A 25,739-nucleotide genomic window follows, 5' to 3' on the forward strand; every position below is an offset into this window, starting at 1 on the left:
CGCAGTTCTCCGATCCTACGCCGCTTCCAGCTCGTCCAGGGGCCAGCGCGGCCGCACATTGAAGGCGTAGTCGCGCGTTGCCAAGGCGGGGTTCTTCTCCAGGCGCAGGGCGCCGGCGAATGCGATCATCGCGCCGTTATCGGTGCAGAACTCGAGTTCGGGATAGAAGACGCGGAACTTGCGCTTCTCGGCCGCGGCATTGAGCGAGGCGCGCAGCTGCGCGTTGGCGCCGACGCCGCCGGCAATCACCAGGCGTTTCAGGCCCGTGTGGCGCAGCGCGTTGACGCATTTGGCCGTCAGCACGTCGACGATCGCATCGACAAAGCCGCGCGCGATATTCGCCTTGTCCTGTTCGCAGATGTTCGCGATGACCTTCTCCTCGTGGTTCTTCACCACGGTGAGCACGGCCGTCTTCAGGCCCGAGAAGCTGAAGTTGAAGTCTTTCGAGTGCAGCATCGGACGCGGCAGGGTGTAGGCGTTTGGATCGCCAAATTCCGCCAGGCGCGAGATCGCCGGTCCGCCGGGGTAGCCAAGGCCCAGCAGCTTGGCCGATTTGTCGAACGCCTCGCCGGCCGCGTCGTCCAGGGTTTCGCCCAACAGGGTGTAGCGTCCAACACCGTCCACCCGCATCAGCTGGGTGTGGCCGCCCGAGACCAGCAGGGCGATGAAGGGGAAGGCCGGGCGATCGGTCGCCAGCAGCGGCGAGAGCAGGTGGCCCTCGAGGTGGTGCACGCCGAGCACCGGCTTGTCCAGGGCCAGCGCCAGGCTGCAGGCAACCGACGAGCCGACCAGCAGCGCGCCCGCCAGGCCAGGACCCTGGGTGTAGGCGATGGCGTCGATCTCCGACTTGGCGATGCCGGCCTGCTCCAGGGTTTGCTCGAGCAGGGGCAGGGCGCGCCGGATATGGTCGCGCGAGGCAAGCTCCGGCACCACGCCGCCGTACTCCTCGTGCATGGCGACCTGCGAATGCAGGGCATGGGACAGCAGGCCGCGCTCGGTATCGTACAGAGCCAGGCCGGTTTCATCGCAGGAGGATTCGACGCCGAGAACAATCATGGGGAATAGGGGAGGGGGAAAGCGGAAGCTGGCATTGTAAAGCAGTGCTGGATAACCTGGGCCGCCGGCCCCGGTTATTCAGCATGGTGGTGATTGTCTTACGGACGCTGCATCAATTCGCGGTGCGCATTGCGCAGCATGGTCGCCGTATCTTCCCACGCGATGCACCCATCCGTCACCGAGCAGCCATACTTCAACTGCGTCAGGTCGGTCGGGATCGGCTGGTTGCCGCTGACGATGTTCGACTCGATCATCACGCCCACCAGCGAGCTGTTGCCATGCCTGATCTGCTGGATCACGTCCGACATCACGAGCGGCTGCAGCTCGGGCTTCTTGTAGCTGTTCGCATGCGAGCAGTCGACCACCAGGTTGGCCGGCAGCCCCGCTTTTTTCAGGGCCTGCTCGGCGATGGTCACCGACACCGAATCGTAGTTCGGCCGGTCGCCGCCGCCGCGCAGCACCACGTGGCCGTACGCGTTGCCGCGCGTGCGCACGATCGACACCGCGCCCTTGTCGTTAATCCCCAAAAATGCGTGCGGATTGGCCGACGACAGCACCGCATTGATCGCGATGGAGATGTCGCCATCGGTGCCGTTCTTGAAGCCGACCGGCGTCGACAGGCCGGAGGACATTTCGCGGTGCGTCTGCGATTCGGTAGTGCGCGCGCCAATGGCGGTCCAGGCAATCAGGTCGCCCAGGTACTGCGGCGAGATCGGGTCGAGCGCCTCGGTGGCCGTCGGCAGGCCCAGTTCGCACACATCGATCAGGAACTGGCGCGCGCGCTGCATGCCGACGTCGACCTGGAACGAGTCGTCCATGAACGGATCGTTGATATATCCCTTCCAGCCGGTGGTGGTGCGCGGCTTTTCGAAGTACACGCGCATCACCAAGAGCATCGTCTCGGCCACTTCGGCCTGCAACTGCTTCAGGCGGCGCGCATAATCGAGGCCGGCTTCCGGATCGTGGATCGAGCAGGGACCGACGACCACGAACAGGCGCTTGTCCTTGCGGTCGAGGATGTCGCGCAGCGCGGCGCGGCCCGCCATGACGTTGGTGAAGGCAAGTTCGGAAAGCGGTAGCCTGGCGTGCAGCTCGCTTGGGGTCGGCATGCGGCCAAACGAGGTGACATTGGTATTTTCGATATCGGGGGTGATCTGCATTGGGGCGGTCCGTTGGGCTGGGTCGGATCGATGAGTGTAGCGCCATTTGTGCTGCTTTGCAGCAGTCTCCGTCAAAACTTTTCCCGCTTGCGGATCGCTTGCCGGCCCGCCGGCGGCACCCGGCGCGCATGTCGGTGTAAGCTAACGCCATGCATACCGATACCCGACCCGATACCCCACCCGCCTCCCAATCGGCATCCCAGCCTTTCCCGGCCGCCCCCTTCATCAAGGAGATCGGCCGCGGCGTCAAGGGCGCGCGCAGCATGTCGCGCGAGGACGCGGCGGCGCTGTACACCGCGATCCTGGAAGGCCGCGTGTCCGACCTCGAACTGGGCGCGATCCTGCTCGCCATGCGCATCAAGGGCGAATCCGCCCTGGAGCTGGCCGGCTTCATGGACGCGGCCGAAGCCTCGTTCGCACCGTTACCGAGCCCGCCCGGCGACTGCGCGCCGGTGCTCATCCCCAGCTATAACGGCGCGCGCAAGCTGGCGAACCTGACGCCACTGCTGGCGCTGCTGCTGGCGCGCGAAGGCGTGCCTGTCCTGGTGCACGGGGTGCAGGCCGACCCGGGCCGCGTCACCACCGCCGAGATCCTGGCCGAAATGGGACTGGCCCCAAGCGCGACCAGCGTCGACCTGATGGATGCCTTTGCCGCGCGCCGTCCGGCCTTCATGCCGATCGAGACGCTGGCGCCGCGCCTGGCGTGGATGCTGTCGCTGCGGCGCATCCTCGGCGTGCGCAACTCCACGCACACGCTGGTGAAGATCCTGCAGCCCTTCGAGGGCGCGGCGCTGCGGTTGGTGTCGTACACCCATCCGGAATACCTGCAGACGCTGGGCGAGTACTTCAGCATAGCCGCGCCCTTGGTGCGCGGCGACGCCTTCCTCATGCGCGGCACCGAAGGGGAAACGGTCGCCAACCCGCACCGCGCGCAGCAGATCGAATGGTTCCACGGCGGGGAGCGCACTGTCCTGGTCGAGCGCGACGCCCCGACCGACCTGCTGGCCGAGGTGCCGGAAGCGCGCGACGCAGCGGCGACGGCCGCCTGGATCGGGCGTGCGCTGCGCGGCGAGGTGGCGGTGCCGCCGTCGATCCTGGCGCAGGTTGAGGCCTGCGTGCGGGCTGCACGGGCCCTTCGCGCCTGAGTAAGTAGCAGCGCGGGCGCTCGCCCGCGCTGGCCGGTTTGGCTCGCCGTCCCGTTCGGGGCGGCTTTTTTCTTCCGACTGAAAACGGCTGCGCAGCAGATGCGCGTCAGGCCTTGCCTGATGCATAGCGCATCCATCATTGGCGGCAAACTCACAATAATTTCCGTACGGGAATTAACGAAGCGATGATCCAGGGCAAAACTGGCTGGGCCATTTTCTTTCACTATGGAAAAACGATACCGCAAAGCAATTCGATTGCCTGCCAAACGACACTAACGCGTTCGGTCTCGTTATCGCTCCGGCTCCATGAGCCGGTCCTCCCTAATTTGAAGGATGACCAGAATGAACAAGCATGCCTGCTTCACCTCGAATGTTTTCCGCCTCGCCGTACTGGCGCTGGCCATCGCCGGCGCCGGCAGCGCCATCGCCGCGACCACGACCGCCTCTGCGACCAGCACCATCATCGCGCCGATCAACATCGCCAAAGCCGTCGACCTGGCCTTCGGCAGCTTCGCTGCCAGCGCCGCGCCCGGTACGGTCACCCTCACCCCGGGCGGCACCCGTACCGTGGACGGCGGCGTGGCGGTGATCGCCGCCTCACCGTCCAGCGCAGCGAAGTTCGACGTGACCGGCCAGCCGGGCTTCGCGTACTCGATCAGCGTCACCGGCACCCCGCTGACCAGCGGCGGGAACTCGATGGCCTTCACTCCGGTGAGCGACCTGACCGGTAGCGCGGCCACGTCCGGCAACGCCACCGCTGGCTTGCTGACCGCCGGCGGCACCCAGAGCATCTTCGTCGGTGGCGTGCTGAGCGTCGGCGCCAGCCAGGCGCCTGGCGACTACGCAGGCGAAATCACTGCCTTGGTCAACTACAACTGAGGGCACGGGAACGGCGCAAGCCGTTCTTGAACATGCTGGTACACCGCTACCGTTTGATCAGGTTCGCAAGGATCGCGAGCTGCGCCGCGCTGGCGCTGCTCGCGCTTCCTATGGCGGATGCGTTCGCCCAGCAGGTCGTCACGCTGAGCAACGCCCGCGGCCTCGACTTCGGTCGCTTCGTGGCCGGCAGCGGCGGCACCGTGGTGCTCAGCGCGACCGGGGTGCGGTCGCGCACGGGTGGCGTGGTGCTGCTGAACTCCCCGAATGCCGGGCAGGCGGTGTTCAACGTCGGCAAGAGCGTCAATGGCAGCAACAACAGGGCCGTCATCGTGACCCTTCCGGCCAACGGCACGATCCGCCTGACCAGCGGCGCCAACAGCATGGCTGTTGGCAGCTTCGTCCGGTCGCCGACCACCGCGACGATAACGATCCCGAACGGCGGCACCACCCTGTCGCTCGGCGCAACGCTCACCGTGGCGCCGAACCAGGCGCCAGGTACTTATTCCGGCTCCTTTCCCTTGACCGTCAACTACCAGTAATCCTGTGCCGCCGGTTGCCTCGCGGCCCACGAAAGGACATTTTCATGGCTTACCCCACGTTTGCATCCATTTCCGCCGTTCCCCTGCTGCGCGCCGTCCTCGCCTGCCTGCTGCTGGCGCCGTGCCTGCCGGCGCGCGCTGACCTGATGCTGCATCCGACCCGCATCGTGTTCGACAAGAATGCACGCGCCGCGCAGATCGAGCTGATCAACCAGGGCAGCAAACCGGCCAGTTACCGCATCTCGCTGGTGAACCGCCGCATGACCGAAGCCGGCCAGTTCGAGACGGCCGAGAGTGCGCAGGACGGCGAGCGGTTTGCCGACGCGATGCTGCGTTATTCCCCGCGCCAGATTACCTTGCAGCCCGGGACGGCCCAGACCGTGCGCGTGATGCTGCGCAAACCCGCCGAGCTGGCCGAGGGCGAATACCGTTCGCACCTCCAGTTCGACAAGCTGCCCGAGGTCGAGGGCAAGGCCAGCATCGAGGGCCAGGGCAAAACTGCGACCCAGATCGGCGTGGTGCTCAATGCCCTGGTCGGTGCTTCGGTGCCGGTGATCGTTCGCCATGGCAACGGGGGCGCCACCGTGAAGCTGGCGGGGCTGGCCCTGGGCAAGGACGATGCCCGCCATGCACAGCTCGCGCTGCAGTTCGAACGCGAAGGCAACAGCTCGGTGTATGGCGACGTCAGCATCACCTTTACGCCCAAGAACGGCAAGCCGCACAGCCTGGCCCAGGTGGGCGGTATCGCGGTCTACACGCCGAACCGCGTGCGCAAGGCAACGCTGCCCCTGCAAGTGCCGGCCGGCGTGGCGCTGGCCGGGGGCACGATCGAGGTCAGCTATCGCGACCGGCCGGAGGCCGGCGGCAAGCTGCTGGCGCAGGCCAGCCTGAACCTGCCGTGAGTGCGCAGGGTGGCAAGTCCCGCCGGCCGGCGGGCTGCGCGGTGCCTGTTTCCTAGGCGCAGAGCCGGTGGGCCGGGCGCATCCGCGATCCATGGGGGCCTGTCGCACGAGTGTGATGCTCGCGGCGCTGGTCCTCCTGCCGGCAACGCTGGCCCCATTCCAGCCCGCCGCCGCGGCCGCCGTGGCACAACCCGCCCAGGCGAGCGAAGCCAACGAGGTCCTGCTCGAGGTCCGCCTCGGCAACCAGATACTGTCCGACGCCGTCTCGGCCTACGAGATCGGGCGCGACGTCTACCTGCCGCTGGGCGAGATGGCGCGCCTGCTGACCCTGGCCATCCGCGTCACGCCGGGCGAAGGCCGCGCCAGCGGCTATATCCTCACCGAGCAGCGCAGTTTCAGCATTGACGTGCAGGGGCGGGCGGTCGACATCGCCGGCTTGCGCGAAGAACTCGACCCGTCGCAAGTCAGGCTGGAGGGAGATGAAATCTACGTCGCCAGCCGGCTGCTGGCGCGCTGGCTCCCGGTCGACCTGGACCTCGACATGCCCAGCCTGGCCCTGAAGGTGCGCCCGCGCGAACAGTTGCCGCTGCAAGCGCGCCTGAAACGGCGCGAGCGCGGCAACCTGCCGGGTACGCCCGGCGGCTATATCGATCCCGGCTATCCGCGCCTGGTCACACCCTATCGCCTGGCCGATGTGCCTTTCATCGACCAGACGCTGGCGTTCGGGTTCGACCAGCGCGCGGGCGGACGTACCAACCAGGCGTCCTGGACCGCCTATCTCACCACCGATCTGCTGGGCATGGAAGCGGCGCTGTACGCCAGCCGCAGCCGCAGCCGCAGCCGGCACGACCGTTCGTCCGACCTGCGCCTGACGCTCGGCCGCAACGACCCGGACGGTGGCCTGTTCGGTCCCCTGGGGGCGCGCTCGGCCCTCATTGGCAGCGTGCCGCTGCCAGGCGTGGCCAACATCTCGAGCAGCAGTTCGACCGGCAACGGCGTTGCCCTCAGCAACCGTCCGCTCGACCAGCCGACCAGCTTCGACCGCCACACGCTGCAGGGCGATCTGCCGCCCGGCTGGGATGTCGAGCTGTACTACAACGATGCGCTGGTCGGCGTCCAGCAGCCGCGCCCCGATGGCAAGTACAGCTTCGAGGACCAGCCGCTCGCCTATGGCCCTAACGAATTCCGGCTGGTGTTCCACGGGCCGCTGGGGCAAATGCGCGTCGAGCGCCAGTCCTTCCTGCTGGAGCAGTCGGCGCTGCCGCGCGGCGCGCTGTTCTACGACCTGGCCGCCTACCGCGACGAGGACGGGCGCCAGCGCGCATTGGCCCAGTTCGAGTGGGGCATGAGCGAGCACCTGAATGCCACCGCCGGCTGGCAGCGCCTGCCCCTGTTCGACGCCATGCGCAGCTATGCCAACCTGGGCCTGCGCAGCTACTGGAACAGCGTCATCCTGACCGCCGACGCAGTGAGGGCCGACGACGGCGGCAGGCTGGCCCAGCTGGGATTGAAGACGCGGGTCGGCCACGTCGCGCTGTCGGCCAGCCGCGCCCGCCTCGACGGCTTCACCAGCGAATTCTTCACCCCGGCCGCCGACCCGGTACGCACCCGCGACGAGGTGCGCGCCGAAGGCGTGCTGGCAATCGGCAGCGCCAACTTCTTTCCGCTGTCGCTGCAGCTCAGGCGCGACGTGCTGGCCTCCGGCACCGAGCAGCGCGAAGTCCAGGGCCGCATGTCGGCCTACCGCAACGGCACCGCGGTCAGCAATGCGGTGCGCTGGCAGTCGACAGGCGGCACCGAGCGGGCCGACGGCGCGCTGCAGGTCAGCCGCCGGGTCGCCGGCGTCGGCATCACATGCCAGCTGCAATACACGCTGCGACCGGAGTCCTTGCTGAACAGTGCGGCCGTCTCGGCCGACTGGTACCTGGCGGACGGCTACATGTTGAACCTGGGCGTCACGCGCATGTTCCAGGACCGTGAAGTGCGCGCCACCGGGTCGCTCAACAAGAGCCTGGGCAGCTTCGGCCTTGGCGTGAGCGGTTTTTATTCGAGCCGCCACGAGTATGGCGTGGGTGTCCAGCTGTTCATGGCGATGGGGCTCGAGCCGCGCGGCAGGCGCCTCTTGCGGGAATCCCAGCCGATGGCCAACCTGGGTGCGGCCTCGATCCGCGTATTCCTCGACAAGAACCAGAATGGTGCGATGGACGAGGGCGAGGAGGGGATCGCGGGCGCCGGCTTCACCATCAATGGCGCCAACTACGGCGTGCGCACGGATGCGGACGGGGTGGCCTGGCTGCCCCGCCTGCCCGCCAGCCGGCACACCGACATCGGGCTCGACCCAAACACCCTCGAGGACCCGCAGTGGCAGCCGCGTGAACCCGGCGTGCGCATCGTGCCGCGCCCGGGTAAGGTCAGCCACGTCGATTTCGCCGTCAGCCTGACGGGCGAGGTGGACGGTACGACCTACCTTTTCAGCAAAGGCGCCCGGCGCCCGGTCGGCGATCTGCAGCTGGAACTGGTCGACGCCTCGCGCAAGGTGGTCGCCACCATCACCAGCGCCGCGGACGGCTATTACGTCATGACCGGCATCTTCCCTGGCGAGTATTTCCTGCGCATCGCGCCAGACCAGCTCAAGCGTCTCGGCCTGCTGGACTCCGGCATGCACATCATCACGATCGGGGCCGATGGCACCGTGCTCAACGGGCGCGACCTCGACGTGCGCAGCGCCGCCGAGGGATGACGGGTGTTTCCCTGGGTGTCTCCCTGTTCGGTCCGATTTGCAGGCCGGCTTCCGCAGCACCGGCGCGAGCGTTTACAATGGCCGGTTTGGCGCAACGCGGAGCACGGTGGCAGGCATGGCAAAACAATTCGATGTAGCAGTAATCGGCGCAGGCGCGGCCGGAATGATGTGCGCGGCCGTGGCCGCCCAGCGTGGCAAGCGCGTAGTCCTGATCGACCATGCCGAAAAGCTGGCCGAAAAGATCCGCATCTCCGGCGGCGGGCGCTGCAACTTCACCAACATCAACACCGGGCCGGCGAACTTCCTGTCCGAGAACCCGCACTTCTGTAAAAGCGCGCTGTCGCGCTACACGGCGCAGGACTTCCTGGCGCTGGTGAAAAAATACCGCATCGGCCACCACGAGAAGCACCGCGGCCAGCTGTTCTGCAACGATTCAAGCGAGCAGATCATCGCCATGCTGAAGGCCGAGTGCAGCGCGGGCGACGTCAACTGGCGCATGCCGTGCAAGGTGCTGTCGGTCGTGAAAGAGGGCGAGGGCTTCGTCGTCGCCACCGACCACGGCGATATCGCAGCCGAGAGCGTCGTGGTTGCCACCGGCGGCCTGTCGATCCCGAAAATTGGTGCGACCGACCTCGGCTATCGGCTGGCCACCCAGTTCGGCCTGCCGCTGGTCGAGCCGCGTCCGGGCCTGGTGCCGCTGACCTTCGACGGCCCGAGCTGGGCCCCGTTCGCGCCGCTGGCCGGCATCGCGCTCGAAGTGGACGTGTCCACCGGCTCCGGCAAAGGCAAGAACGCAAGGAATGTAAAAGGCGGCGGCCTGTTCCGCGAAGACCTGTTGTTCACCCACCGCGGCCTGTCGGGCCCGGCGATCCTGCAGATTTCCAGCTACTGGCAGCCGGGCACCCCGATCGTGCTCAACCTGCTGCCGGAAATGGATGTGGCCGAAGAACTGATCGGCTCGAAGACGACCGTCAAGAAGCAGATCGGCAACGTGCTGTCGCAATGGCTGCCGGCGCGCCTGGCCGAAGGCCTTCTGCTGGCCAACGGCTTCGCACTCGACGTGCGCCTGGCCGACCTGCCCGACGCCAAACTGCGGCAACTCGGCGACGCCATCAACCGCTGGGCCATCGTCCCGACCGGTTCCGAAGGCTACCGCAAGGCCGAAGTCACCCTCGGCGGCGTCGACACCCGGGCGCTGTCGCAGCAAACGATGATGGCCAAGGACGTGCCGGGCCTGTATTTCATCGGCGAAACCGTCGACGTCACCGGCTGGCTCGGCGGCTACAACTTCCAGTGGGCCTGGGCCTCCGGCTTCGTGGCAGGGCAGAGCGTTTAAACCAGCGAAAAGCCCCTGTATCAAATTCATCACACGCTCGTAATCTCTTCCACTGCTTCCCAAAAGCTGCTAGAATTTCGTTCTTCCCAAATCCAACGGTTTCATTTTTACATGACCACTATCCGCCTTAAAGAAAACGAGCCGTTCGAAGTCGCAATGCGTCGCTTCAAGCGCACCATCGAAAAAACCGGTCTGCTGACCGAACTGCGCGCACGCGAGTTCTACGAAAAGCCAACTGCAGAGCGCAAGCGCAAGCTGGCAGCTGCCGTGAAGCGCCACTACAAGCGCATCCGCAGCCAGCAACTGCCTAAGAAACTGTACTAAGACTGTCCAGCCGGCCTAGAACCGGTGACAGAGCAAAAGGCTCGTCCCCGCAGTCGAATCGGCCGCTAGGAAGTCCTGTGAACCCGCCCTGGTTGTTACCCCGGCGGGTTTTGTTGTTTGTACCCATTTACTTGAGGATGCCATGAGCCTGAAAGAACAAATCACGAACGACATGAAAGCGGCAATGCGTGCCAAGGAAGCCGGCAAGCTGAACACCATCCGCCTGATCCTGGCCGACATCAAGCGCAAGGAAGTCGACGAACAGATCGAGTTGAACGACGATCAGACCGTGGCTATCGTCGAAAAGATGATCAAGCAGCGCAAGGATTCGATCAGCCAGTTCGAAGCCGGCAACCGCCACGACCTGGCCGACATCGAAAAGGCCGAGCTGGCAGTGCTGGTGACCTACATGCCTGCCGGCCTGTCGGACGACGAGATCGCCGCCGAAGTTACCGCCGCCGTGGCCGCCTCCGGCGCCGCCGGTCCGCAGGACATGGGCAAGGTCATGGCCATCGTCAAGCCGAAGCTGGCTGGCCGCGCCGACATGACCGTCGTCTCGACCCTGGTCAAGAAGGCGCTCTCCGGCGCCTGACGCAACACAAGCGGGCTCTTTAATCCCATGATTGTTGCAAATCAACTTTGCAGCGAACGCTGCGGTATAGTCTGACCTTAGACAAACACTGTGTTAGCCCCGTGATCCCGCAATCATTCATTACCGATCTGCTCAACCGCGTCGACATCGTCGATGTGGTCGGTCGCTACGTCCAGCTGAAAAAAGGCGGCGCCAATTACATGGGGCTGTGTCCTTTTCACAGCGAAAAGTCCCCCAGCTTCACCGTCAGCCCCACCAAGCAGTTCTATCACTGCTTCGGTTGCGGCGCCCATGGCACCTCGATCGGTTTCCTGATCGAATACTCGGGCATGGGTTTCGTCGAGGCCGTCAAGGACCTGGCCCAGGGCGTCGGCATGGTCGTGCCCGATGCCGACGACAAGATCCCGCCCCAGCAGCGCGCCGCCCAGCAGGCCCAGTCGCAATCGATGACGGAAGCGCTGAGCCAGGCATGTGATTATTATCGCGCCCAGCTGAAAAGCGCCCCGAACGCCATCGCCTATTTAAAGAACCGCGGCCTCACCGGCGAAGTCGCCGCCCGCTTCGGCATGGGCTACGCGCCCTCGGGCTGGGACAACCTGCGCTCGGTCTTTCCCGACTACGACGCGCTGGCCCTGGTCGAATCGGGCCTGGTCATCGACCGCGTCGATGAAGACGGCAGCAACAAGAAACGCTACGACCGCTTCCGCGAGCGCATCATGTTCCCGATCCGCAACACGAAAGGGCAGGTGATCGGCTTCGGCGGACGCGTGCTCGACGGTGGCGAACCAAAATACCTGAACTCGCCGGAAACCCCGCTGTTCCAGAAAGGCTTGGAGCTCTACGGCCTGTTCGAAGCGCGCCAGGCGATCCGCGACGCCGGCTACGTGCTGGTGACCGAAGGCTATATGGACGTGGTCGCCCTGGCCCAGCTTGGTTTCCCACAGGCTGTTGCCACGCTCGGCACCGCCTGCACCAGCACCCACGTGCAAAAGCTGCTGCGCCAGACCGACAACGTCATCTTCAGTTTCGACGGCGACAAGGCCGGCCGCCGCGCCGCGCGCCGTGCGCTCGAGGCGTGCCTGCCACAGGTGAGCGACAACAAGACGATCCAGTTCCTGTTCCTGCCGGAAAAGCACGACCCGGACAGCTTCGTACGCGAGTTCGGCGCCGACGCATTCGCCCAGGAAATCAACGACGCCATGCCGCTGTCGCAATTCCTGCTGCGCGAAGTGACGGGCGAACACGACCTGTCGACGCCGGAAGGGCGCGCCCGCACCCAGTTCGATGCCAAGCCGCTGCTGCAATCGATGACGCCTTCGAGCCTGCGCCTGCAGATCGTGCGCGGGCTTGCCAGCCTGACCGAATCGACGCCGGCCGAGATCGAAAGCCTGTTTGAATTGTCCAAGCCTGTATCGGTTGCGCGCAAGGCGCCGCCGCGCCAGGGCCGGCCCGAGCCGGTCGGGCTGGAATTGCAGATCGAGCGGATCCTGGTTGCGCATCCGGCATTGGCGCTGAACCTCGACGAAGCGGCACTGCAAGCCTTCAACTTCTTTGGACAGGAATCGGCAGATGCCTTGCGCTACCTCGTTGGCATGGCGCAAGCGCTGGGCGAATACGGCAACTTTGCTGCCTTATCTGAACAGCTGAAGGAGGGCAGTGGCGCTTACGACGACATCATTGCCAAGATCGCGTCAGAGGACGAATCCGACCCTGACGCTGAACGTATTGTCTTGGCCAGTGCCGTGAGACAAATCAAGAAAAACGCCTTGAATGAGGAGTTAAAGCAGTTGTTTTCGAAGGGTCTGGCCCCAGATCAGGTGAGCACTCGCTATCGTGAAATCACGGCCCAGCAGCAGCTCTTGGCCCGCGAAGAGGCGGAGTCAGCAACACTGCGCTAGGCCCTTGTTGCGAAAGCGACAAGCGGCCTGTGTTCGACTGGAAAAAGAAGGGGTGCGTGCTATAATAAAACGCTAACTATTGCAACCTTTGAAACGACTTTCGTGTCCAAAGGGGCGTGGAGTTTCAGTTAGCGCAGCAGTGTTGTACGCTGTATGCAGCGTGATGTAAGGTAACAAAACTTTATCTTTAACCATCGTAAAGTTAGTCGTTGTGACATCGAAAGCGCCTGTGCCAACTAAGAAACCCGAACCCATCGTGGCTGCCAAAACCACCAGAACGTCCGCCAAGGCGGACAACGCACAAGACAAGGCGGAAGTGCGCACTGCAACTTCAACTGCAGTGGGCGCCGCGCCAGTCGTGAGCCAGACTACCGATGCCGCCACATTGGCCGCCATCGATACGTCGGGCTACGTGCTGCCATCCGTGAAGGTCCCGGGCCGCCGCGGGCGCAAGCCAAAGGAATTTACGCCCGAGAACGAAGAAGTCGCTGCCCTGAATGCCGTCGAACGCGCCGAACTGAAAGCCGTTGACAAGGCCAAGGCCAAGGACCGCAAGGCCAAAGAAAAAGCCCTGCTGAAAGACGCGTTCTCGGCCGACACCGAAGCGAGCGAAGAAGAAATCGAGATCCGGCGCCAGAAACTGAAGGCGCTGATCAAGTCCGGCAAGGAACGCGGTTTCCTCACCTACGCGGAAATCAACGACCACCTGCCTGAAAACATCGTCGATCCGGAAGCGATCGAAGGCATCATCGGCACCTTCAACGACATGGGCATTGCCGTGTACGAACACGCGCCCGATGCCGAAACGCTGCTGCTGTCCGACAATGTCGCCACCGTCACGAGCGACGATGAAGCCGAGGCCGCCGCTGAGGCTGCCCTGTCCACCGTCGACTCCGATTTCGGCCGCACCACCGACCCGGTCCGCATGTACATGCGCGAAATGGGTTCGGTCGAGCTGCTGACGCGCGAAGGCGAAATCGAAATCGCCAAGCGCATCGAAGACGGCCTGCGCGACATGATCCAGGCCATTTCCGCCTGCCCGGTCACGATCGCCGAAATCATCTCCGCCTCCAAGCGCATCGAAGCCGACGAAATCAAGATCGACGAAATCGTCGACGGCCTGGTCGACGAGGATGGCGCGGAAGACACCCCTGTCGCCGCCGTCGCCCCGACCGCTGAAGGCGACGAGGACGAAGAAGAAGACGCAGCCGACGAAGAAGAGGGCGAGGAAGAAGAAGCCGCCGCCAGCACGGGCGCTGCCGGCTACTCCGCCGAGCAGCTCGAAGCGCTGAAGAATTCCGCCCTGGAAAAGTTCAGCACCATTGAGCAGCAGTTCGACAAGATGCGCAAGGCCTACGAGAAAGAGGGCTACAACTCGAAAGCCTACATCAAGGCCCAGGAAACGATCTCCAGCGAACTGCTGGGTATCCGCTTCACTGCCAAGGTCGTTGAAAAGCTGTGCGACACGCTGCGCGGCCAGGTCGACGAAGTGCGCCACATCGAAAAGCAGATTCTCGATGTCGCCGTGAACCGCTGCGGCATGCCGCGCGCCCACTTCATCAAGGTCTTCCCGGGTAACGAGACGAACCTGGAATGGGTCGACGGCGAAGTCAATGCCGGCCACGCCTACAGCGCCATCCTCGGCCGCAACATCCCGACGATCAAGGAACTGCAGCAACGCCTGATCGACCTGCAATCGCGGGTCGTGCTGCCGTTGCCGGACCTGCGCAACATCAACCGCCAGATGGCGGCCGGTGAAATGAAGGCGCGTAAAGCCAAGCGCGAGATGACCGAGGCCAACCTGCGCCTCGTGATCTCGATCGCCAAGAAATACACCAACCGCGGCCTGCAATTCCTCGACCTGATCCAGGAAGGCAACATCGGCCTGATGAAGGCGGTGGACAAGTTCGAATACCGCCGCGGCTACAAGTTCTCGACCTATGCGACGTGGTGGATCCGCCAGGCCATCACCCGCTCGATCGCCGACCAGGCGCGCACCATCCGTATCCCGGTGCACATGATCGAGACCATTAACAAGATGAACCGTATCTCGCGCCAGATCCTGCAAGAAACCGGCGCGGAACCGGACCCGGCGACGCTCGCGATCAAGATGGAAATGCCGGAAGACAAAATCCGGAAGATCATGAAGATCGCGAAAGAGCCGATTTCGATGGAAACGCCGATCGGCGACGACGACGATTCGCATCTGGGCGACTTCATCGAGGACAACAACACGCTGGCCCCATCGGATGCGGCCTTGCACGCCTCGATGCGCGGCGTGGTCAAGGACGTGCTCGACTCGCTGACCCCGCGCGAAGCGAAGGTGCTGCGCATGCGCTTCGGCATCGAGATGTCGACGGATCACACGCTGGAAGAGGTCGGCAAGCAGTTCGACGTCACTCGCGAGCGCATCCGCCAGATCGAAGCCAAGGCCCTGCGCAAGCTGCGCCACCCGTCGCGCTCGGACAAGCTGAAGAGCTTCCTGGAAGGCAGTAGCTGATTTCGCCCGCTGACTTCAGCTAACCCTTGACGGCTCTACACTAAACACAATATCCTCTCGCCACTTCGTTCGGGACACCGCAGCGCGGTGGCGAGATTTTTCTTCCCATCTGTAACGAGTTTGGGCCTCTAGCTCATGCCTGGTTAGAGCAGCGGACTCATAATCCGTTGGTGCCCGGTTCGACTCCGGGGAGGCCTACCAATAATCAATGACTTAGCCCGACTATTCGTCGGGCTTTGTTTTTTCTGCCCCATTATGTAAGGCGTAAGACCTTTTCTGAGCAGTCATGCTGGGGAGAATGCACGCCAGCTCGGTTGCCCACTCTAGGTCGTTCTCACGTGATTTTTCGATAGCCTTGCGGCTCGTTTTACCTGCGGGTGATGGAGAGGTCCTGATAATGCTTATCGACTTCAGCCTCGCTCTAAATTCCGAGGGTGGCTGATGGCGGCGTTTCCCATGACCCCTCCGCCAAGACTTGGCGCGGTTTATTGGAGTAATTTTCACCCGTTCACAAGGGCCGAGGCCGAGCGAATTATATGTGCCTGCAACTAGTTACCGACTCAGAGAAGGCTGACGAGTCCGCAAGTCCAGAGCCACTACCTTGATGTGCTTTTCATTGAGCAACTGTTTCAGCTTCGCCCAATCTGCCTCATTCAAGCGCAACAGGCGGTCCACCCGTTCAATCAAAAGAATGTCACCGGCGGAAACTAGTTCTCTAATGCTATCATCTCTTATATAAATCACGATTTCGATCGCAGTACGCAAACCATTACGTGCTGCTGCTATCGAACCAATGCGGAATTTTGCCGCTCTGGCAAATCATCATTTAAACCTTGTTAGCTCGCTATAACCTGAGTATTGCATCGGAATGCCAACCAAGGTGGTGAGCTGTGTGATTAGGGTCGCAGTTGCTTATCTACGTTCCGTTGACTCCCTACAAGATTTTGCCTCTTCTTCGGAAAAATCGATAGAGACGATCTTAAGCAGACCACTAGCAATCGCAGGTTCAAAGGTTTCGAAAATGCGATCTATCGAAAAGGCATTTCTAGGAGGCTCTTCGCCTGGTAGCATCATGAGCAGGAGATCAAGGTGTGCATCGGCACGCTTGGCTAAGCGATAATGATTGATCTTGGACAGCATCATATACAAGCGTTCGCGGAACGTTGGGCTAAAGAAGTCATTCGGGCGAACTTCTAAGAAGATCTCATGACCTTGGTCTTTTAAATAGCCGTCAAAGATAATCTGTTGGTTGCTGATGGGATCGATGCCTTGGAACTGGTTGACCATCTTTGCGCCGGTTATTAAGTTTGAGGGGTGGATTGACCTAAGCTGCATGTACTTTTGTAGGGCAATCTCTTCGGCTTTACCCCAGTTCACGCGCAGACGTGCTTGCGCTGAATGTGGAGGCACCGTTATAGCTTCCGTGGTTTGTTTTGCTTCCGTTGTTTGTTCGCGCACCTCCTCCTCGCTAGCTTTGCGAACTGAGGGGGCTGCAGCGTGATAATCACCATACACATTAGTATGGTTCTGATTTTGGGACTGCGTATTCGAGACGGATATCAGCTGAGAGAGAAGTTGATCGTTTTGCTTCTCAAGCTTCTCTACTTCCTTCTCCTTCTTCTTGGCCTCTCTCGATATTGAGATGAGCTTACCAACTGAGAAGTTATCAAATGACTCAGCGAGAACGAGAACCAATATGAGACATAGCAGGGTAATGATGCCTGAGCTTACATCTCCTTTTGGCTCAATCCAAAGAAAGCGGAAACCAATCATTGCCGTTAACAGAAGACAAAAGAGTGAAATTAGCACCCTTACAAACCAATTCGTCTTATTTGTGTTGATTTGTTCCATGGTTTTTAATTATGTGATGAAGTATTGTTCATTAAAAATTGCCGCTGGTTTTGCCCAGAAGGTCCTCTGTAAAGCGCATGAAAGATAGAGCACGATTGGCATGACTGCGACGTTTTTTTCGTTCCAGTCCAGTTATGAAGGTAGATAATCCCGTGAAGGATGGACAGTTCCACCTTGTTAAAGAACTGCTCCAGTGTAGAGAAGAAATGTAGTTATTGCAACAAGACAGGCAATTACATTAGGTTTGGTAGGTGGAACACTCCTGGTGGTGCTCCCGAATGTACGTATGATGCGGGGTCGGTTTGTACAATTGGCGAAGCTCGTTTAAACGCTTTGTTGGATTCACTGAAATAAGAGACTCACCAGCGAAGCGTTTGCAGAAACCTTGGGCAAAGTTGAACAATGCTCTAAGGAACCGCATGGCTATGTCAGCTTGGCCCTCTCCCGGATGCTTCAAGCGCCTACCATATTGGGTTCTATCTCTGTGACGGAAAGACGATGCCAGTCTTGAAAGTAACGTCTTAGGTACGAATGATAGTCAGCAGGCGTCCTGGACGTAGTAGCTTGTGGTCAATGTAAATGTTGAACACTTCTTTTCCAGTGTTTGCCTCAGCCTTTCGATCCCTTTGGTCCTCCTGTGGGTCTTGGCCTTGCGACATCTGGAGCAGCATCTCTCAGGCACGTTTGCGGGCCTTCTCGGCAGTGTAGTGGCATGACGGCTTACGGTTCTTCTAACTTCCTTGCCGTTAACGCGCGCCTGCACGCGCCTCCGCCTTAGTCAGGTCCACCAAGCCGCTCGTCACGCAGGTGCTGCCACAGCACAAAGGGCGCTCGCGCTGCGCATCCGATTCGCATGCAAACCTTGTGCTCGTCTTACTCCGGGATGTCGAAGATCGATACCATTTCCCTGACGGCGACGGCTGAGCTTCCTTCTGCCCGCGCAAACCTGTTTTTATCCTTCCCTTTCATCCGCTTCCGACGCAAGGAGAGCGCATGTTTCCGATCGACCCGCATTGACCAGGGTGTGACATGGAAAAACTCGACCCATCACGCGTACAGGCCTCCCTTGCCACGCTCCCCGACTGGACCCTCGACGCGGCCTGCAACGCCATCCACCGCAAGTTCCTGTTTGACGGTTTCGTCGAGGCTTTTGCCTTCATGACGCAGGTCGCCCTCGCTGCGGAGAAGCGCAACCATCATCCGGAGTGGAGCAACGTCTACAACAGGGTCCACATCACCCTGACGACGCACGACGCCGGCGGACTGACGCAACTTGATATCGAACTGGCACGTTACATCGACGCGGTAGCGCAACGCTTCGCGCTGCGCGGCGACGAATCCTGAGTTCCAACCTTCGCAAGAGACGCCCATGGAACTGCTTCTTGAGAGGGATACAATCGCCCCGGCCGCCGCGAGCGGCGGCGAGCGCGGCGACTGGACGATCGACCAGCAATGGGATCGCTACACCGCGCAGGAACATCTCGTGTGGAAAACCCTGTACGAGCGGCAGGCCAGCATGCTGGCAGGGCGTGCCTGCGATGCCTTCCTGGCGGGCATGCGCGCCTTGTCCATCGGGTCAAGCGGGATTCCGGATTTCCGGCGGCTGAGCGAGCTGCTGATAAGGCAAACCGGCTGGCAAGTGGTTGCCGTACCGGGACTCGTGCCGGACGAGGTGTTTTTCGAGCATCTGGCCAAGCGCCAGTTCCCGGCGGGACAGTTCATCCGCAAGCCGGAACAGCTCGACTACCTGCAGGAACCCGATGTCTTCCATGATGTGTTCGGCCACGTCCCGCTATTGACGAACCCGGTGATCGCTGATTACCTCCAGGCCTACGGGGTGGCCGCCTTGCAGGCGAAGGAACGTGGGGTGCTGGCGCTGCTCGCGCGCGTTTACTGGTACACCATCGAATTCGGCCTGGTCGAGCAAAAGGACGGGCTGCGCCTGTACGGCGCCGGCATCGTGTCCTCGTACGCAGAGTCGCTTTTTGCGCTCGACTCGGCGTCGCCCAACCGCATCCGCTTCCGGCTGCCGCGCGTCATGCAGACCGATTACCGCATCGACGACTTCCAGGAAACCTATTTCGTCATTCGCGACCTGGACGAGTTGCTGGCACTGGCGCACACCGATTTTGCGCCGCTGTATGCTCAGGTGCGGGGCCTGGAGGCACTCCAGCCCAGGGCAGTCCTGCCCGACGATGTGCTGCTCAACGCAGGCACCGGCACTTATCACCGGGCAAGGATATGAGCGATCGACTGGCAACGGGCCGGTTCGACGACCGCACGGTCATGATCACCGGCGCGAGCGGCAACCTTGGCAGGGCTGTCGCGCAGGCATTCGCGCACTGTGGCGCCCAGTTGGTCCTGCTCGACCGCACCAAGCCCCAGCCGGGAGAGATGCCCGGTGAAGCACAGGACCGGCACTTGCACTTGTCGGCGGACCTGCTCGATGCCGAAGCAGTTCGCCGCGCGACACACGATGCGCTGCAACGTTTCGGACGCATCGATGTATTGTGCAACCTTGCTGGCGGCTTCGCGATGGGGCAGCCGGTGCATGAAACGGGCGATGCCTACTTCGATGCGCTGTTCGGCATCAACGTGCGCACCATGCTCAACGGGGTGCGTGCTGTTGTCCCGGCAATGATCGGCGCGGGGCAGGGCAGGATCGTGAACGTTGCTGCACTGTCGGCGCAGCGCGGCGCCGCGCTGATGGGCAGTTATTGCGCGAGCAAGGATGCCGTCATCCGGCTCACGGAATCGATGGCTGCGGAATTGCGCGACCGGCATATCAATGTCAACTGCGTTCTGCCGAGCATCATCGACACGCCCGAAAACCGCGCCGCCATGCCAGGCGCCGACGCCACACGGTGGGTGGGCGCCGATGCACTCGCCGACGTGATCGTGTTCCTGGCCTCGGATGCTGCGCGGGCCTTGCACGGCGCTGCGATTCCGGTGGCAGGCAGGGCCTGAGAATCTCGACGAAGCGCCGGCCGCTGCGACTGCACGATCTGGGGCGCAATCCTCAGCCAGCTCAAGCGGCTTTTTGTTGTTAATTGCTCGTCAGTGACAAAGCGTGAGTTTTGGCAACCCCTTGTGCTGTCACAATTGTGCTTCGATCAGTTCAGTACCGGCGCTTGACGTCAACACCATGGACATCCATCCGCTCACAGGCGAGTTCCTGCGCGCCTCGAAGGAAACGTCCTTCCTCGAGCACAAGCAGGAACAGACCCGGGCATTGCTGGGCTTTACGCTGACTTTCTGCACCGTGTTCTACCTCGGCTTTTTCGCGACCGACGTCGCGGCGCTCGGCTGGGGGCCCGCGGCTTTGTCGCTGCTGGGCGCGCGCGTGCTGGTCGCCCTGACTGCCGGCACCTGCGCCTGGCTGGCCTGGCGCCGGCCCCTGTCGGTGCGCGCGACACGGCTGGTCGCGACGATTGCCGAAAGCGTAGCGCTCGGGTGCTTCATGTTCATCACCGTGCAGCGCCCGGCCGAATTCCACTGGCATGCGATGTCGCTGGCGATCATGCTGGTGGTCGTCTATCTGTATATTCCCAACCGGCTTTCTTACGCTTCAGCGATTGCGATGCTGGCGACGGCGGGCTTTGTGCCGCTCGCCGCGCAGCACAGCGCCATGTCGTTCGCCGACACCCTGACCATGGGGATGCTGCTGGTGCTGGTCAACACCTTCGGCTTCCTGGCGGCGCGCCGCTACAACCGTGTAGCGCGCGAGGAGTTCCGTTCGCACGCCGTGCTGAAATACGCAGCCGAACGCGACCACCTGACCGGCTGCTTCAATCGCCGCTACCTGCACTACCAGCTGATGGGCGAACCGGGGCAGGAGGGCGCAAAGCCCTGGCTGACGATCATCCTGTGCGATATCGACCGTTTCAAGCAGATCAACGATACCCACGGTCACGGGGACGGCGACATCGTGCTGCGCGGGTTTGCGCACATGCTGCAGGCCGCGACGCGCGAGCCGCTCGAGAGCGTGGTGCGTTACGGCGGCGAGGAATTCCTGCTGGTCTTGCCCGGCACCGACCTGGGCGATGGCGTGCGCCTGGCCGAACGCCTGCGCCAGACGTTTGCCGCGACCGAGCTGGTGGCGTCCGACGGGGTCCCCCGGCTGCGCGCGACGGCAAGCTTCGGCGTCGCGAGCGTCCACCTCGCCCAGGCAGGGTTCACCGACCCGATGCGCGACGCCATTGCCGCCGCGGACGACCTCATGTACCAGGCAAAACGCAACGGACGCGACCGGGTCGAATACCTGCAGCTTGGCGCACTTGCACAGGCCAGCTGATCCGGCTTCACTTGCGCTCCCCGTTCCCCTCGCTCCCGTCCTGGGGCAAGACTGCCGCCAGCACCCCGTGCTTATCGAGCGCATAGCGCTGCAAATCCCCCGCCAGGAACAAGTTCCCACTGTATTCGGCCCGCGCCTCTTCTTCGAGGTGCGCCATCGACAGGGCGCCGCTGCCTTCCTGGTAGCGCGGGCTGAAATGGGTCAGCACCAGGTTCGGGATGCCCGCCTCGCTGGCGAATGCCGCGGTGGCGCGCGCCGAGCTGTGTTGCGGGCCGGGGCCGACCTTCTGCAATATCTCTTCCGTGTAGGTCGCCTCGTGCACAAGCACCTGCGCGCCCTGCGCTTGCATTGTCAATAACGAGGGCGTGTCGTTGTCGCCGGCGACGATGATCTTGCGCCGGGCGCGGGTGGGCAGGATGTAGTCGCTGCTGCGCGCGACCCGGCAGTCGGGCAAGTCGATGTCTTCGCCGCGCTGGAGCTGGCCCCAGCCGGGGCCGGAGGGCACGCCGTCGCGCTCCAGCTTGGCTGATGTCGAGCTTGCGCTCAATGGCTTTTTCGGTGAAGGCGAAGGAGAACGAGGGCACGCGGTGCGACAGCTCGGCCGCCTCCACCAGCACATCCGGCAGCGTGCCGATGCTCCAGCCGTGTTCGATGTGGTGGAACTCGAGCGGGTAGGGCAGGCGCAGTTCGGTGCTCTCCATCACGCCGCGCACGAAACGCTCGACCGCCGGCGGGCCCGCGATCAGCAGGGGCTCGATGCGGTTCAGCAGTCCCGCGCTGGCCAGCAGCCCGGGCAGGCCATAGCAGTGGTCGCCGTGGATGTGCGTGATGAAGATGGCCCGCAGGCTCATCGGCGAAAAATTCGTGCGCAGGATGCGGTGCTGGGTGCCTTCGCCGCAATCAACCAGGTACCAATGCTTCGCCCCGCTCGTGCGCAGGGCGAGCCCGGAGACGTTGCGGGTCCTGCTGGGCGTGCCGGAGGAGGTGCCCAGGAACTGGAATTCCATGGTGTGGCGGCAGGGTTGAATGATTGATGCGATTATGGCCGAAAGCCGCGGCCGCGGTCGCCGCCCTGGATCACGGCGTCTTGTCCACGGGGCGCAGCGTTGGGAGGTAGCGCCACAAATAAATGCTGACGGCGCAGCCAACCGCAAGCAGGCCGAGGCGCAGGCCGAGGTGCTCGAAGCGCACGAACGAATACGCGAGCGACGACCACATCATCGCCAGCGCGACGATTTTTGCCTTCAGCGGAATCCCGTTCCCGGCCTCGACATTGCGCAGGTAGACGCCGAACACGCGGTGATGGATCAGCCAGCGGTGCAGGCGGGTCGAGCCGCGCGCGAAACAGGCCGAGGCCAGCAGCAGGAAAGGCGTCGTCGGCAGCAGCGGCAGGAACAGGCCGACGACGCCCAGCAGCAAGGCCAGCACGCCGGCGATGTTGAGCAGGGTTTTCAAGGGCGAGCTAAGCATGGCCTCATTATGCCGAAACCGTTGTGGTGAAAGAAAATTTCATTGGCTGCCTTCCATTGGGCGGCCGGTGCTTATTTTCGCCCCAGTGTGCTGCGGCGTCTTGCCCTCTTCCTGGTGGTGGCCTTACCGCTGGTGTGGCTGGTGGTGGTCCGCGAGCGCAGCCAGCTCGGCGATATGGCGCGCGACGAAAGCCATCGCAATGTCCAGAACCTGGCCCGTCGCCGAGCGCCCAGGGCATTGTCGACGCCCAGGGCACGCGCTGGATCCTGGCGCGCGGCCAGGACTGCGGCGAGGATGCCGACTCGCTGCTGCGCAGCGCCGACGGCGCGATGTACGAAGCCAAGCTGCTCGGGCGCGGCTGTGTGGCCGAGTGCACGGCGCAGTCGCAGCTGGCGGGGCCGCGCATGGCGCCGCGCATCGGCCTAACCCGCTCTGCGGCGCGCAGCGACATATGAAGCGGTTCAGGCCTTGACTGGACGTTGCTGCAAACTACTTCCCGAGTCCGGTCCGCCCTGCCGCATGCCTTCCATCACGAAACCGCTGGCCGGCATGGCCGGCATGTGCGCCAGGCTGATGGCCAGGTCCTGCTGAGGAACGTCGTAGTCGATTTCCGAAGCCAGCAGGCGCAGCGCCGACTTGGTCAGTTCGCCGGTCAGAATTTCGCCGGGGCAGCGATGCCCCTGGGCATAGTCGCCGCCGCCCTGCGGGATCAGGCCGAAGCCGCTGTCCTGCCAATCCTTGAAGCGCTCCGGGCGGAACACCTCGCCGTCGCTCCAGGTGGGCGGGTGGCGGTTGGTGCCGTAGGTGTCGAGCAGGACCCAGTCGCCTTTGTCGAACACCAGTCCATTCCATTCGAAGGAGGCGAGCGCCCGCCCGCCGACGGCCGGGAAGAAGGGGAAATAGCGCCGCACTTCCTGCACGAACATGTCCATGTCTGCGTCGTTGCCAGAGGCCAGGCGCGCGCGCCATTCCGGATAGCTGTGCAGCGCCAGCGCACCGAACACGATGTAGCGCGCCACCGCGACCACCGGCCGCAACACGTTGATCAGTTCGGTGGCCGCATCGTCGGTCGACAGCACTTCGCCGTCGGCATCGAGGTGGAAGGCGATGGCGGCCAGCGGGCTGTTGATGTCGACCGGGCGGCCCATGCGCACCGCCTGGATGTGATCGCGCGCCCAGGCTTCGGTATGGCGGCGCAGCGACTTGCCCATCCAGTTGCGCGGGCCGACGGCGCCGGCGCCCTCGATCATGGCCGAGAATTCGGCGGTCCGCAGCACTTCTTCCTCGACACTGGCGAGCGGCACGCCTGCCCAGGCGCAGGCGGCCCGGCACAGCACGGCCTGCGCTTCCTGGATCAGGACCACGCGGCGCAGGCGCGGCCAGCGCTCGAAACGGGCGCGCCACTCGGCTTGCGCCAGCGCCACCAGGCGCGCACGGCTGTCGGGTGTTTGCAGCGACATCATCATCGCCTTGCGCACCTGGTGCATGTCGCCGTCGAGCTGCTGGGCGCTGCCCTTGCCCTGCAGCAGTCCCAGCGCATTCGGCGGAATCGCGCGGCGCCGCGTGAAGCGGCCGGGCTGGTAGAACATGCGCGCAGCCGCTTCGCCGCGCACGCAGACGACGCGCTGCAGCATCAGGCGGGTGCTGAAAATATCGGAACCGAGCGCATCGCAGCGGTTGCCGATGAAGAGGTAGCCTTCGCTCAAGAGCGCAACCGTGTTGTCGAAGCCGGGAGCCTGGGGAATGGCCTGGTGGACGGACAAGGCGGGCGGGTGGGGCAAGGTCATGGTGGTCTCCTTTTGCTCCGAGTGTGCCAGAGCCCGCGTGCGCGCTATGTGCGCTGGCGCTCGTATGGCAGGGTTGTGGTGGTTTTTACAACGGCTGGCGGCGTGGAGGCGGCGGGATTGGCGACGAGCCGGTAACAAGTGCTGTGGCCGCTGCAGTGGTTTTGCCGTCTTATTCGGTGTCAGGCGCGCTGCACGGCGGCGCGGGAACCGGCGCCCGGCGCCATGCTCAAAGTAACAATGATCGGTATTCATCCGCCGGTATGGATCCGCGCCACAGGAGGCACCATGAGCCGCTACCGCAAGCGCTTGCCCCAGCTCGGGGGCGGGCTGTTCCTGGCCGACGCCGGGCTGGAAACAATGCTCACCTTCCAGCAAGGTTTTACGCTGCCCTCGTTCGCTTCCTTCGTGCTGCTGCGCGAGCAGCCGGGGCAGGCGGCGCTGTTCGCGTATTTCGAGCGCTTCGCGCGCCTGGCGCAGGAAAACGGCACCGGCCTGGTACTCGAAACGCCGACCTGGCGCGCCAACCCCGACTGGGGGCGTGCGCTCGGCTATACCGAGCTGGCGCTGGCCGAGGCCAATCGGGCGGCTGTGGCCCTGGTTGCCAAAGTGCGCGCCGCCTGGGACGCGCCGGGACGACCAGGAGTGGCCCTGCCGATCGTCATCAGCGGCAATATCGGTCCGCGCGGCGACGGCTACCGGGCCGACCATCGCATGGGTGCAGCCACCGCGCGCGACTACCACCTGGCGCAGATCGCCACCTTTGCCGCCACCGAGGCCGACATGGTGTCGGCCTTTACCATCACCTATCCGGACGAAGCGATCGGCATCGTCGACGCGGCAGCCGCCTGCGACATGCCGGTGGCGATTTCGTTCACGCTCGAAACCGATGGCCGCCTGCCGTCCGGCGACACGCTGGCCGAGGCGATCACCCGCACCGACCTCGAGACCGGCGGCTATGCCGCCTATTACATGGTTAATTGCGTGCATCCAACCCATCTCGAGCCGGCGCTGCTCGAACCCGGCCCCTGGCGCGAGCGCCTGCACGGGCTGCGCGCCAACGCCTCGCGCCGCAGCCATGCCGAACTCGACGATGCAACCGAACTCGACGACGGCGACCCGGAAGAACTCGGCGACGAGTACCTGGCCCTGCACACGGTACTGCCGCAGATGAATGTGGTCGGCGGCTGCTGCGGCACCGACGAGCGCCATGTCGGGGCGATCGCGCGCTGCCTGACCGGGCGCGCGGCGCCGGCGGCAACGGCGTGA

The 25,739-nt window shown here is 63.4% G+C and carries 22 protein-coding genes, 1 tRNA gene and 1 pseudogene; 17 read left to right on the top strand and 7 right to left on the bottom strand.

Translation table 11 applies throughout. The features are described from left to right. Positions 1 to 15: 15 nt before the first annotated feature. Together tsaD and ACFPN5_RS15940 are read right to left on the bottom strand one after the other, a co-directional pair. Positions 16 to 1,056: a tRNA (adenosine(37)-N6)-threonylcarbamoyltransferase complex transferase subunit TsaD gene (gene tsaD / locus ACFPN5_RS15935; RefSeq protein ID WP_379784740.1), complete on the bottom strand. Its 1,041-nt coding sequence runs from the start codon at positions 1,054 to 1,056 to the stop codon at positions 16 to 18. A gap of 98 nt (positions 1,057 to 1,154) precedes the next feature. Further along, positions 1,155 to 2,216, bottom strand: coding sequence for a 3-deoxy-7-phosphoheptulonate synthase (locus ACFPN5_RS15940; RefSeq protein WP_379784741.1), 1,062 nt, complete (start codon positions 2,214 to 2,216; stop codon positions 1,155 to 1,157). Between the two features lie 149 nt (positions 2,217 to 2,365). On the opposite strand from ACFPN5_RS15940, the gene ybiB reads away from it, so the two are divergent. The 11 genes from ybiB to ACFPN5_RS15995 all read left to right on the top strand — a co-directional run bounded on the left by ybiB (position 2,366) and on the right by ACFPN5_RS15995 (position 15,272). Then, entirely contained in the window at positions 2,366 to 3,361 is a 996-nt protein-coding gene (gene ybiB, locus ACFPN5_RS15945) for a DNA-binding protein YbiB (RefSeq protein WP_379784742.1), read from the top strand. Between the two features lie 342 nt (positions 3,362 to 3,703). Further along, a complete protein-coding gene (locus tag ACFPN5_RS15950; RefSeq protein ID WP_379784743.1) occupies positions 3,704 to 4,240 on the top strand; it encodes a DUF4402 domain-containing protein in 537 nt (178 codons plus the stop codon). 53 nt (positions 4,241 to 4,293) lie between these two features. Continuing rightward, positions 4,294 to 4,779 (top strand): DUF4402 domain-containing protein, encoded by a 486-nt coding sequence (locus ACFPN5_RS15955; protein WP_379784744.1) that lies wholly within the window; start codon positions 4,294 to 4,296, stop codon positions 4,777 to 4,779. A gap of 44 nt (positions 4,780 to 4,823) precedes the next feature. Beyond that, positions 4,824 to 5,681 (top strand): fimbrial biogenesis chaperone, encoded by an 858-nt coding sequence (locus tag ACFPN5_RS15960; protein ID WP_379784745.1) that lies wholly within the window; start codon positions 4,824 to 4,826, stop codon positions 5,679 to 5,681. 91 nt (positions 5,682 to 5,772) lie between these two features. Further along, entirely contained in the window at positions 5,773 to 8,421 is a 2,649-nt protein-coding gene (locus tag ACFPN5_RS15965; RefSeq protein ID WP_379784746.1) for an MSCRAMM family protein, read from the top strand. Next, entirely contained in the window at positions 8,366 to 9,757 is a 1,392-nt protein-coding gene (locus ACFPN5_RS15970; RefSeq protein ID WP_465263175.1) for a BaiN/RdsA family NAD(P)/FAD-dependent oxidoreductase, read from the top strand. The genes ACFPN5_RS15965 and ACFPN5_RS15970 overlap by 56 nt, the downstream gene beginning before the upstream one ends. 111 nt (positions 9,758 to 9,868) lie before the next feature. Continuing rightward, positions 9,869 to 10,081: a 30S ribosomal protein S21 gene (rpsU, locus tag ACFPN5_RS15975; protein ID WP_005665410.1), complete on the top strand. Its 213-nt coding sequence runs from the start codon at positions 9,869 to 9,871 to the stop codon at positions 10,079 to 10,081. A gap of 142 nt (positions 10,082 to 10,223) precedes the next feature. Beyond that, complete coding sequence (locus tag ACFPN5_RS15980) at positions 10,224 to 10,673, top strand: GatB/YqeY domain-containing protein (protein ID WP_379784748.1); 450 nt, start codon at positions 10,224 to 10,226, stop codon at positions 10,671 to 10,673. 101 nt (positions 10,674 to 10,774) lie between these two features. Then, the gene (gene dnaG / locus ACFPN5_RS15985) at positions 10,775 to 12,571 is read left to right on the top strand and encodes a DNA primase (RefSeq protein WP_379784749.1); all 1,797 of its coding nucleotides are present in this window, start codon (positions 10,775 to 10,777) and stop codon (positions 12,569 to 12,571) included. Positions 12,572 to 12,800: 229 nt separating this feature from the next. Beyond that, positions 12,801 to 15,071 carry an RNA polymerase sigma factor RpoD gene (gene rpoD / locus ACFPN5_RS15990; protein WP_379784750.1) on the top strand — a complete coding sequence of 757 codons (2,271 nt, stop codon included), beginning with the start codon at positions 12,801 to 12,803 and terminating at the stop codon, positions 15,069 to 15,071. 122 nt (positions 15,072 to 15,193) lie between these two features. Beyond that, positions 15,194 to 15,272 (top strand) — tRNA-Ile (locus ACFPN5_RS15995). Positions 15,273 to 15,983: 711 nt separating this feature from the next. On the opposite strand, the gene ACFPN5_RS16000 is transcribed toward ACFPN5_RS15995, so the two are convergent. Next, a complete protein-coding gene (locus ACFPN5_RS16000; protein ID WP_379784751.1) occupies positions 15,984 to 16,922 on the bottom strand; it encodes a hypothetical protein in 939 nt (312 codons plus the stop codon). A 1,029-nt stretch (positions 16,923 to 17,951) separates the two neighbouring features. Here ACFPN5_RS16000 and ACFPN5_RS16005 point away from each other — a divergent pair. The 4 genes from ACFPN5_RS16005 to ACFPN5_RS16020 all read left to right on the top strand — a co-directional run bounded on the left by ACFPN5_RS16005 (position 17,952) and on the right by ACFPN5_RS16020 (position 21,216). Next, a complete protein-coding gene (locus ACFPN5_RS16005; protein ID WP_379784752.1) occupies positions 17,952 to 18,266 on the top strand; it encodes a 4a-hydroxytetrahydrobiopterin dehydratase in 315 nt (104 codons plus the stop codon). A gap of 25 nt (positions 18,267 to 18,291) precedes the next feature. After that, entirely contained in the window at positions 18,292 to 19,167 is an 876-nt protein-coding gene (phhA, locus tag ACFPN5_RS16010; protein WP_379784753.1) for a phenylalanine 4-monooxygenase, read from the top strand. Continuing rightward, positions 19,164 to 19,889, top strand: coding sequence for an SDR family NAD(P)-dependent oxidoreductase (locus ACFPN5_RS16015; RefSeq protein WP_379784755.1), 726 nt, complete (start codon positions 19,164 to 19,166; stop codon positions 19,887 to 19,889). Before phhA ends, ACFPN5_RS16015 begins: the two co-directional genes overlap by 4 nt. Before the next feature lie 178 nt (positions 19,890 to 20,067). Further along, a complete protein-coding gene (locus ACFPN5_RS16020) occupies positions 20,068 to 21,216 on the top strand; it encodes a GGDEF domain-containing protein (protein WP_379784756.1) in 1,149 nt (382 codons plus the stop codon). A 7-nt stretch (positions 21,217 to 21,223) separates the two neighbouring features. Here the strand turns inward: ACFPN5_RS16020 and ACFPN5_RS16025 are convergent, their stop codons facing one another. From ACFPN5_RS16025 to ACFPN5_RS16035, 3 genes and pseudogenes are all read right to left on the bottom strand, one after another. After that, entirely contained in the window at positions 21,224 to 21,763 is a 540-nt protein-coding gene (locus tag ACFPN5_RS16025) for an MBL fold metallo-hydrolase (RefSeq protein WP_379785756.1), read from the bottom strand. 88 nt (positions 21,764 to 21,851) lie between these two features. Next, positions 21,852 to 22,223 (bottom strand): annotated as a pseudogene (locus ACFPN5_RS16030) (MBL fold metallo-hydrolase); the annotation flags it as partial. A gap of 70 nt (positions 22,224 to 22,293) precedes the next feature. Further along, positions 22,294 to 22,686: a YbaN family protein gene (locus ACFPN5_RS16035; protein WP_379784757.1), complete on the bottom strand. Its 393-nt coding sequence runs from the start codon at positions 22,684 to 22,686 to the stop codon at positions 22,294 to 22,296. A gap of 134 nt (positions 22,687 to 22,820) precedes the next feature. Between ACFPN5_RS16035 and ACFPN5_RS16040 the strand changes: the two genes are divergently transcribed. Continuing rightward, positions 22,821 to 23,141, top strand: coding sequence for a hypothetical protein (locus ACFPN5_RS16040; protein WP_379784759.1), 321 nt, complete (start codon positions 22,821 to 22,823; stop codon positions 23,139 to 23,141). A gap of 6 nt (positions 23,142 to 23,147) precedes the next feature. On the opposite strand, the gene ACFPN5_RS16045 is transcribed toward ACFPN5_RS16040, so the two are convergent. After that, positions 23,148 to 24,473 (bottom strand): cytochrome P450, encoded by a 1,326-nt coding sequence (locus ACFPN5_RS16045; RefSeq protein ID WP_379784760.1) that lies wholly within the window; start codon positions 24,471 to 24,473, stop codon positions 23,148 to 23,150. A 285-nt stretch (positions 24,474 to 24,758) separates the two neighbouring features. On the opposite strand from ACFPN5_RS16045, the gene ACFPN5_RS16050 reads away from it, so the two are divergent. Next, entirely contained in the window at positions 24,759 to 25,739 is a 981-nt protein-coding gene (locus ACFPN5_RS16050; protein WP_379784761.1) for a homocysteine S-methyltransferase family protein, read from the top strand.

The organism is Massilia niabensis, assembly GCF_042655085.1.
Classification (GTDB): Bacteria; Pseudomonadota; Gammaproteobacteria; order Burkholderiales; family Burkholderiaceae_D; genus Telluria; species Telluria niabensis.

What these genes read in the sequence shown, in the direction of transcription:
- tsaD (WP_379784740.1), bottom strand. Translation starts at nt 1,056, where the DNA reads ATGATTGTTCTCGGCGTCGAATCCTCCTGCGATGAAACCGGCCTGGCT.
- ACFPN5_RS15940 (WP_379784741.1), bottom strand. Translation starts at nt 2,216, where the DNA reads ATGCAGATCACCCCCGATATCGAAAATACCAATGTCACCTCGTTTGGC.
- ybiB (WP_379784742.1), top strand. Translation starts at nt 2,366, where the DNA reads ATGCATACCGATACCCGACCCGATACCCCACCCGCCTCCCAATCGGCA.
- ACFPN5_RS15950 (WP_379784743.1), top strand. Translation starts at nt 3,704, where the DNA reads ATGAACAAGCATGCCTGCTTCACCTCGAATGTTTTCCGCCTCGCCGTA.
- ACFPN5_RS15960 (WP_379784745.1), top strand. Translation starts at nt 4,824, where the DNA reads ATGGCTTACCCCACGTTTGCATCCATTTCCGCCGTTCCCCTGCTGCGC.
- ACFPN5_RS15965 (WP_379784746.1), top strand. Translation starts at nt 5,773, where the DNA reads ATGGGGGCCTGTCGCACGAGTGTGATGCTCGCGGCGCTGGTCCTCCTG.
- ACFPN5_RS15970 (WP_465263175.1), top strand. Translation starts at nt 8,366, where the DNA reads ATGGCACCGTGCTCAACGGGCGCGACCTCGACGTGCGCAGCGCCGCCG.
- rpsU (WP_005665410.1), top strand. Translation starts at nt 9,869, where the DNA reads ATGACCACTATCCGCCTTAAAGAAAACGAGCCGTTCGAAGTCGCAATG.
- ACFPN5_RS15980 (WP_379784748.1), top strand. Translation starts at nt 10,224, where the DNA reads ATGAGCCTGAAAGAACAAATCACGAACGACATGAAAGCGGCAATGCGT.
- ACFPN5_RS16000 (WP_379784751.1), bottom strand. Translation starts at nt 16,922, where the DNA reads ATGGAACAAATCAACACAAATAAGACGAATTGGTTTGTAAGGGTGCTA.
- ACFPN5_RS16005 (WP_379784752.1), top strand. Translation starts at nt 17,952, where the DNA reads ATGGAAAAACTCGACCCATCACGCGTACAGGCCTCCCTTGCCACGCTC.
- phhA (WP_379784753.1), top strand. Translation starts at nt 18,292, where the DNA reads ATGGAACTGCTTCTTGAGAGGGATACAATCGCCCCGGCCGCCGCGAGC.
- ACFPN5_RS16015 (WP_379784755.1), top strand. Translation starts at nt 19,164, where the DNA reads ATGAGCGATCGACTGGCAACGGGCCGGTTCGACGACCGCACGGTCATG.
- ACFPN5_RS16020 (WP_379784756.1), top strand. Translation starts at nt 20,068, where the DNA reads ATGGACATCCATCCGCTCACAGGCGAGTTCCTGCGCGCCTCGAAGGAA.
- ACFPN5_RS16035 (WP_379784757.1), bottom strand. Translation starts at nt 22,686, where the DNA reads ATGCTTAGCTCGCCCTTGAAAACCCTGCTCAACATCGCCGGCGTGCTG.
- ACFPN5_RS16045 (WP_379784760.1), bottom strand. Translation starts at nt 24,473, where the DNA reads ATGACCTTGCCCCACCCGCCCGCCTTGTCCGTCCACCAGGCCATTCCC.
- ACFPN5_RS16050 (WP_379784761.1), top strand. Translation starts at nt 24,759, where the DNA reads ATGAGCCGCTACCGCAAGCGCTTGCCCCAGCTCGGGGGCGGGCTGTTC.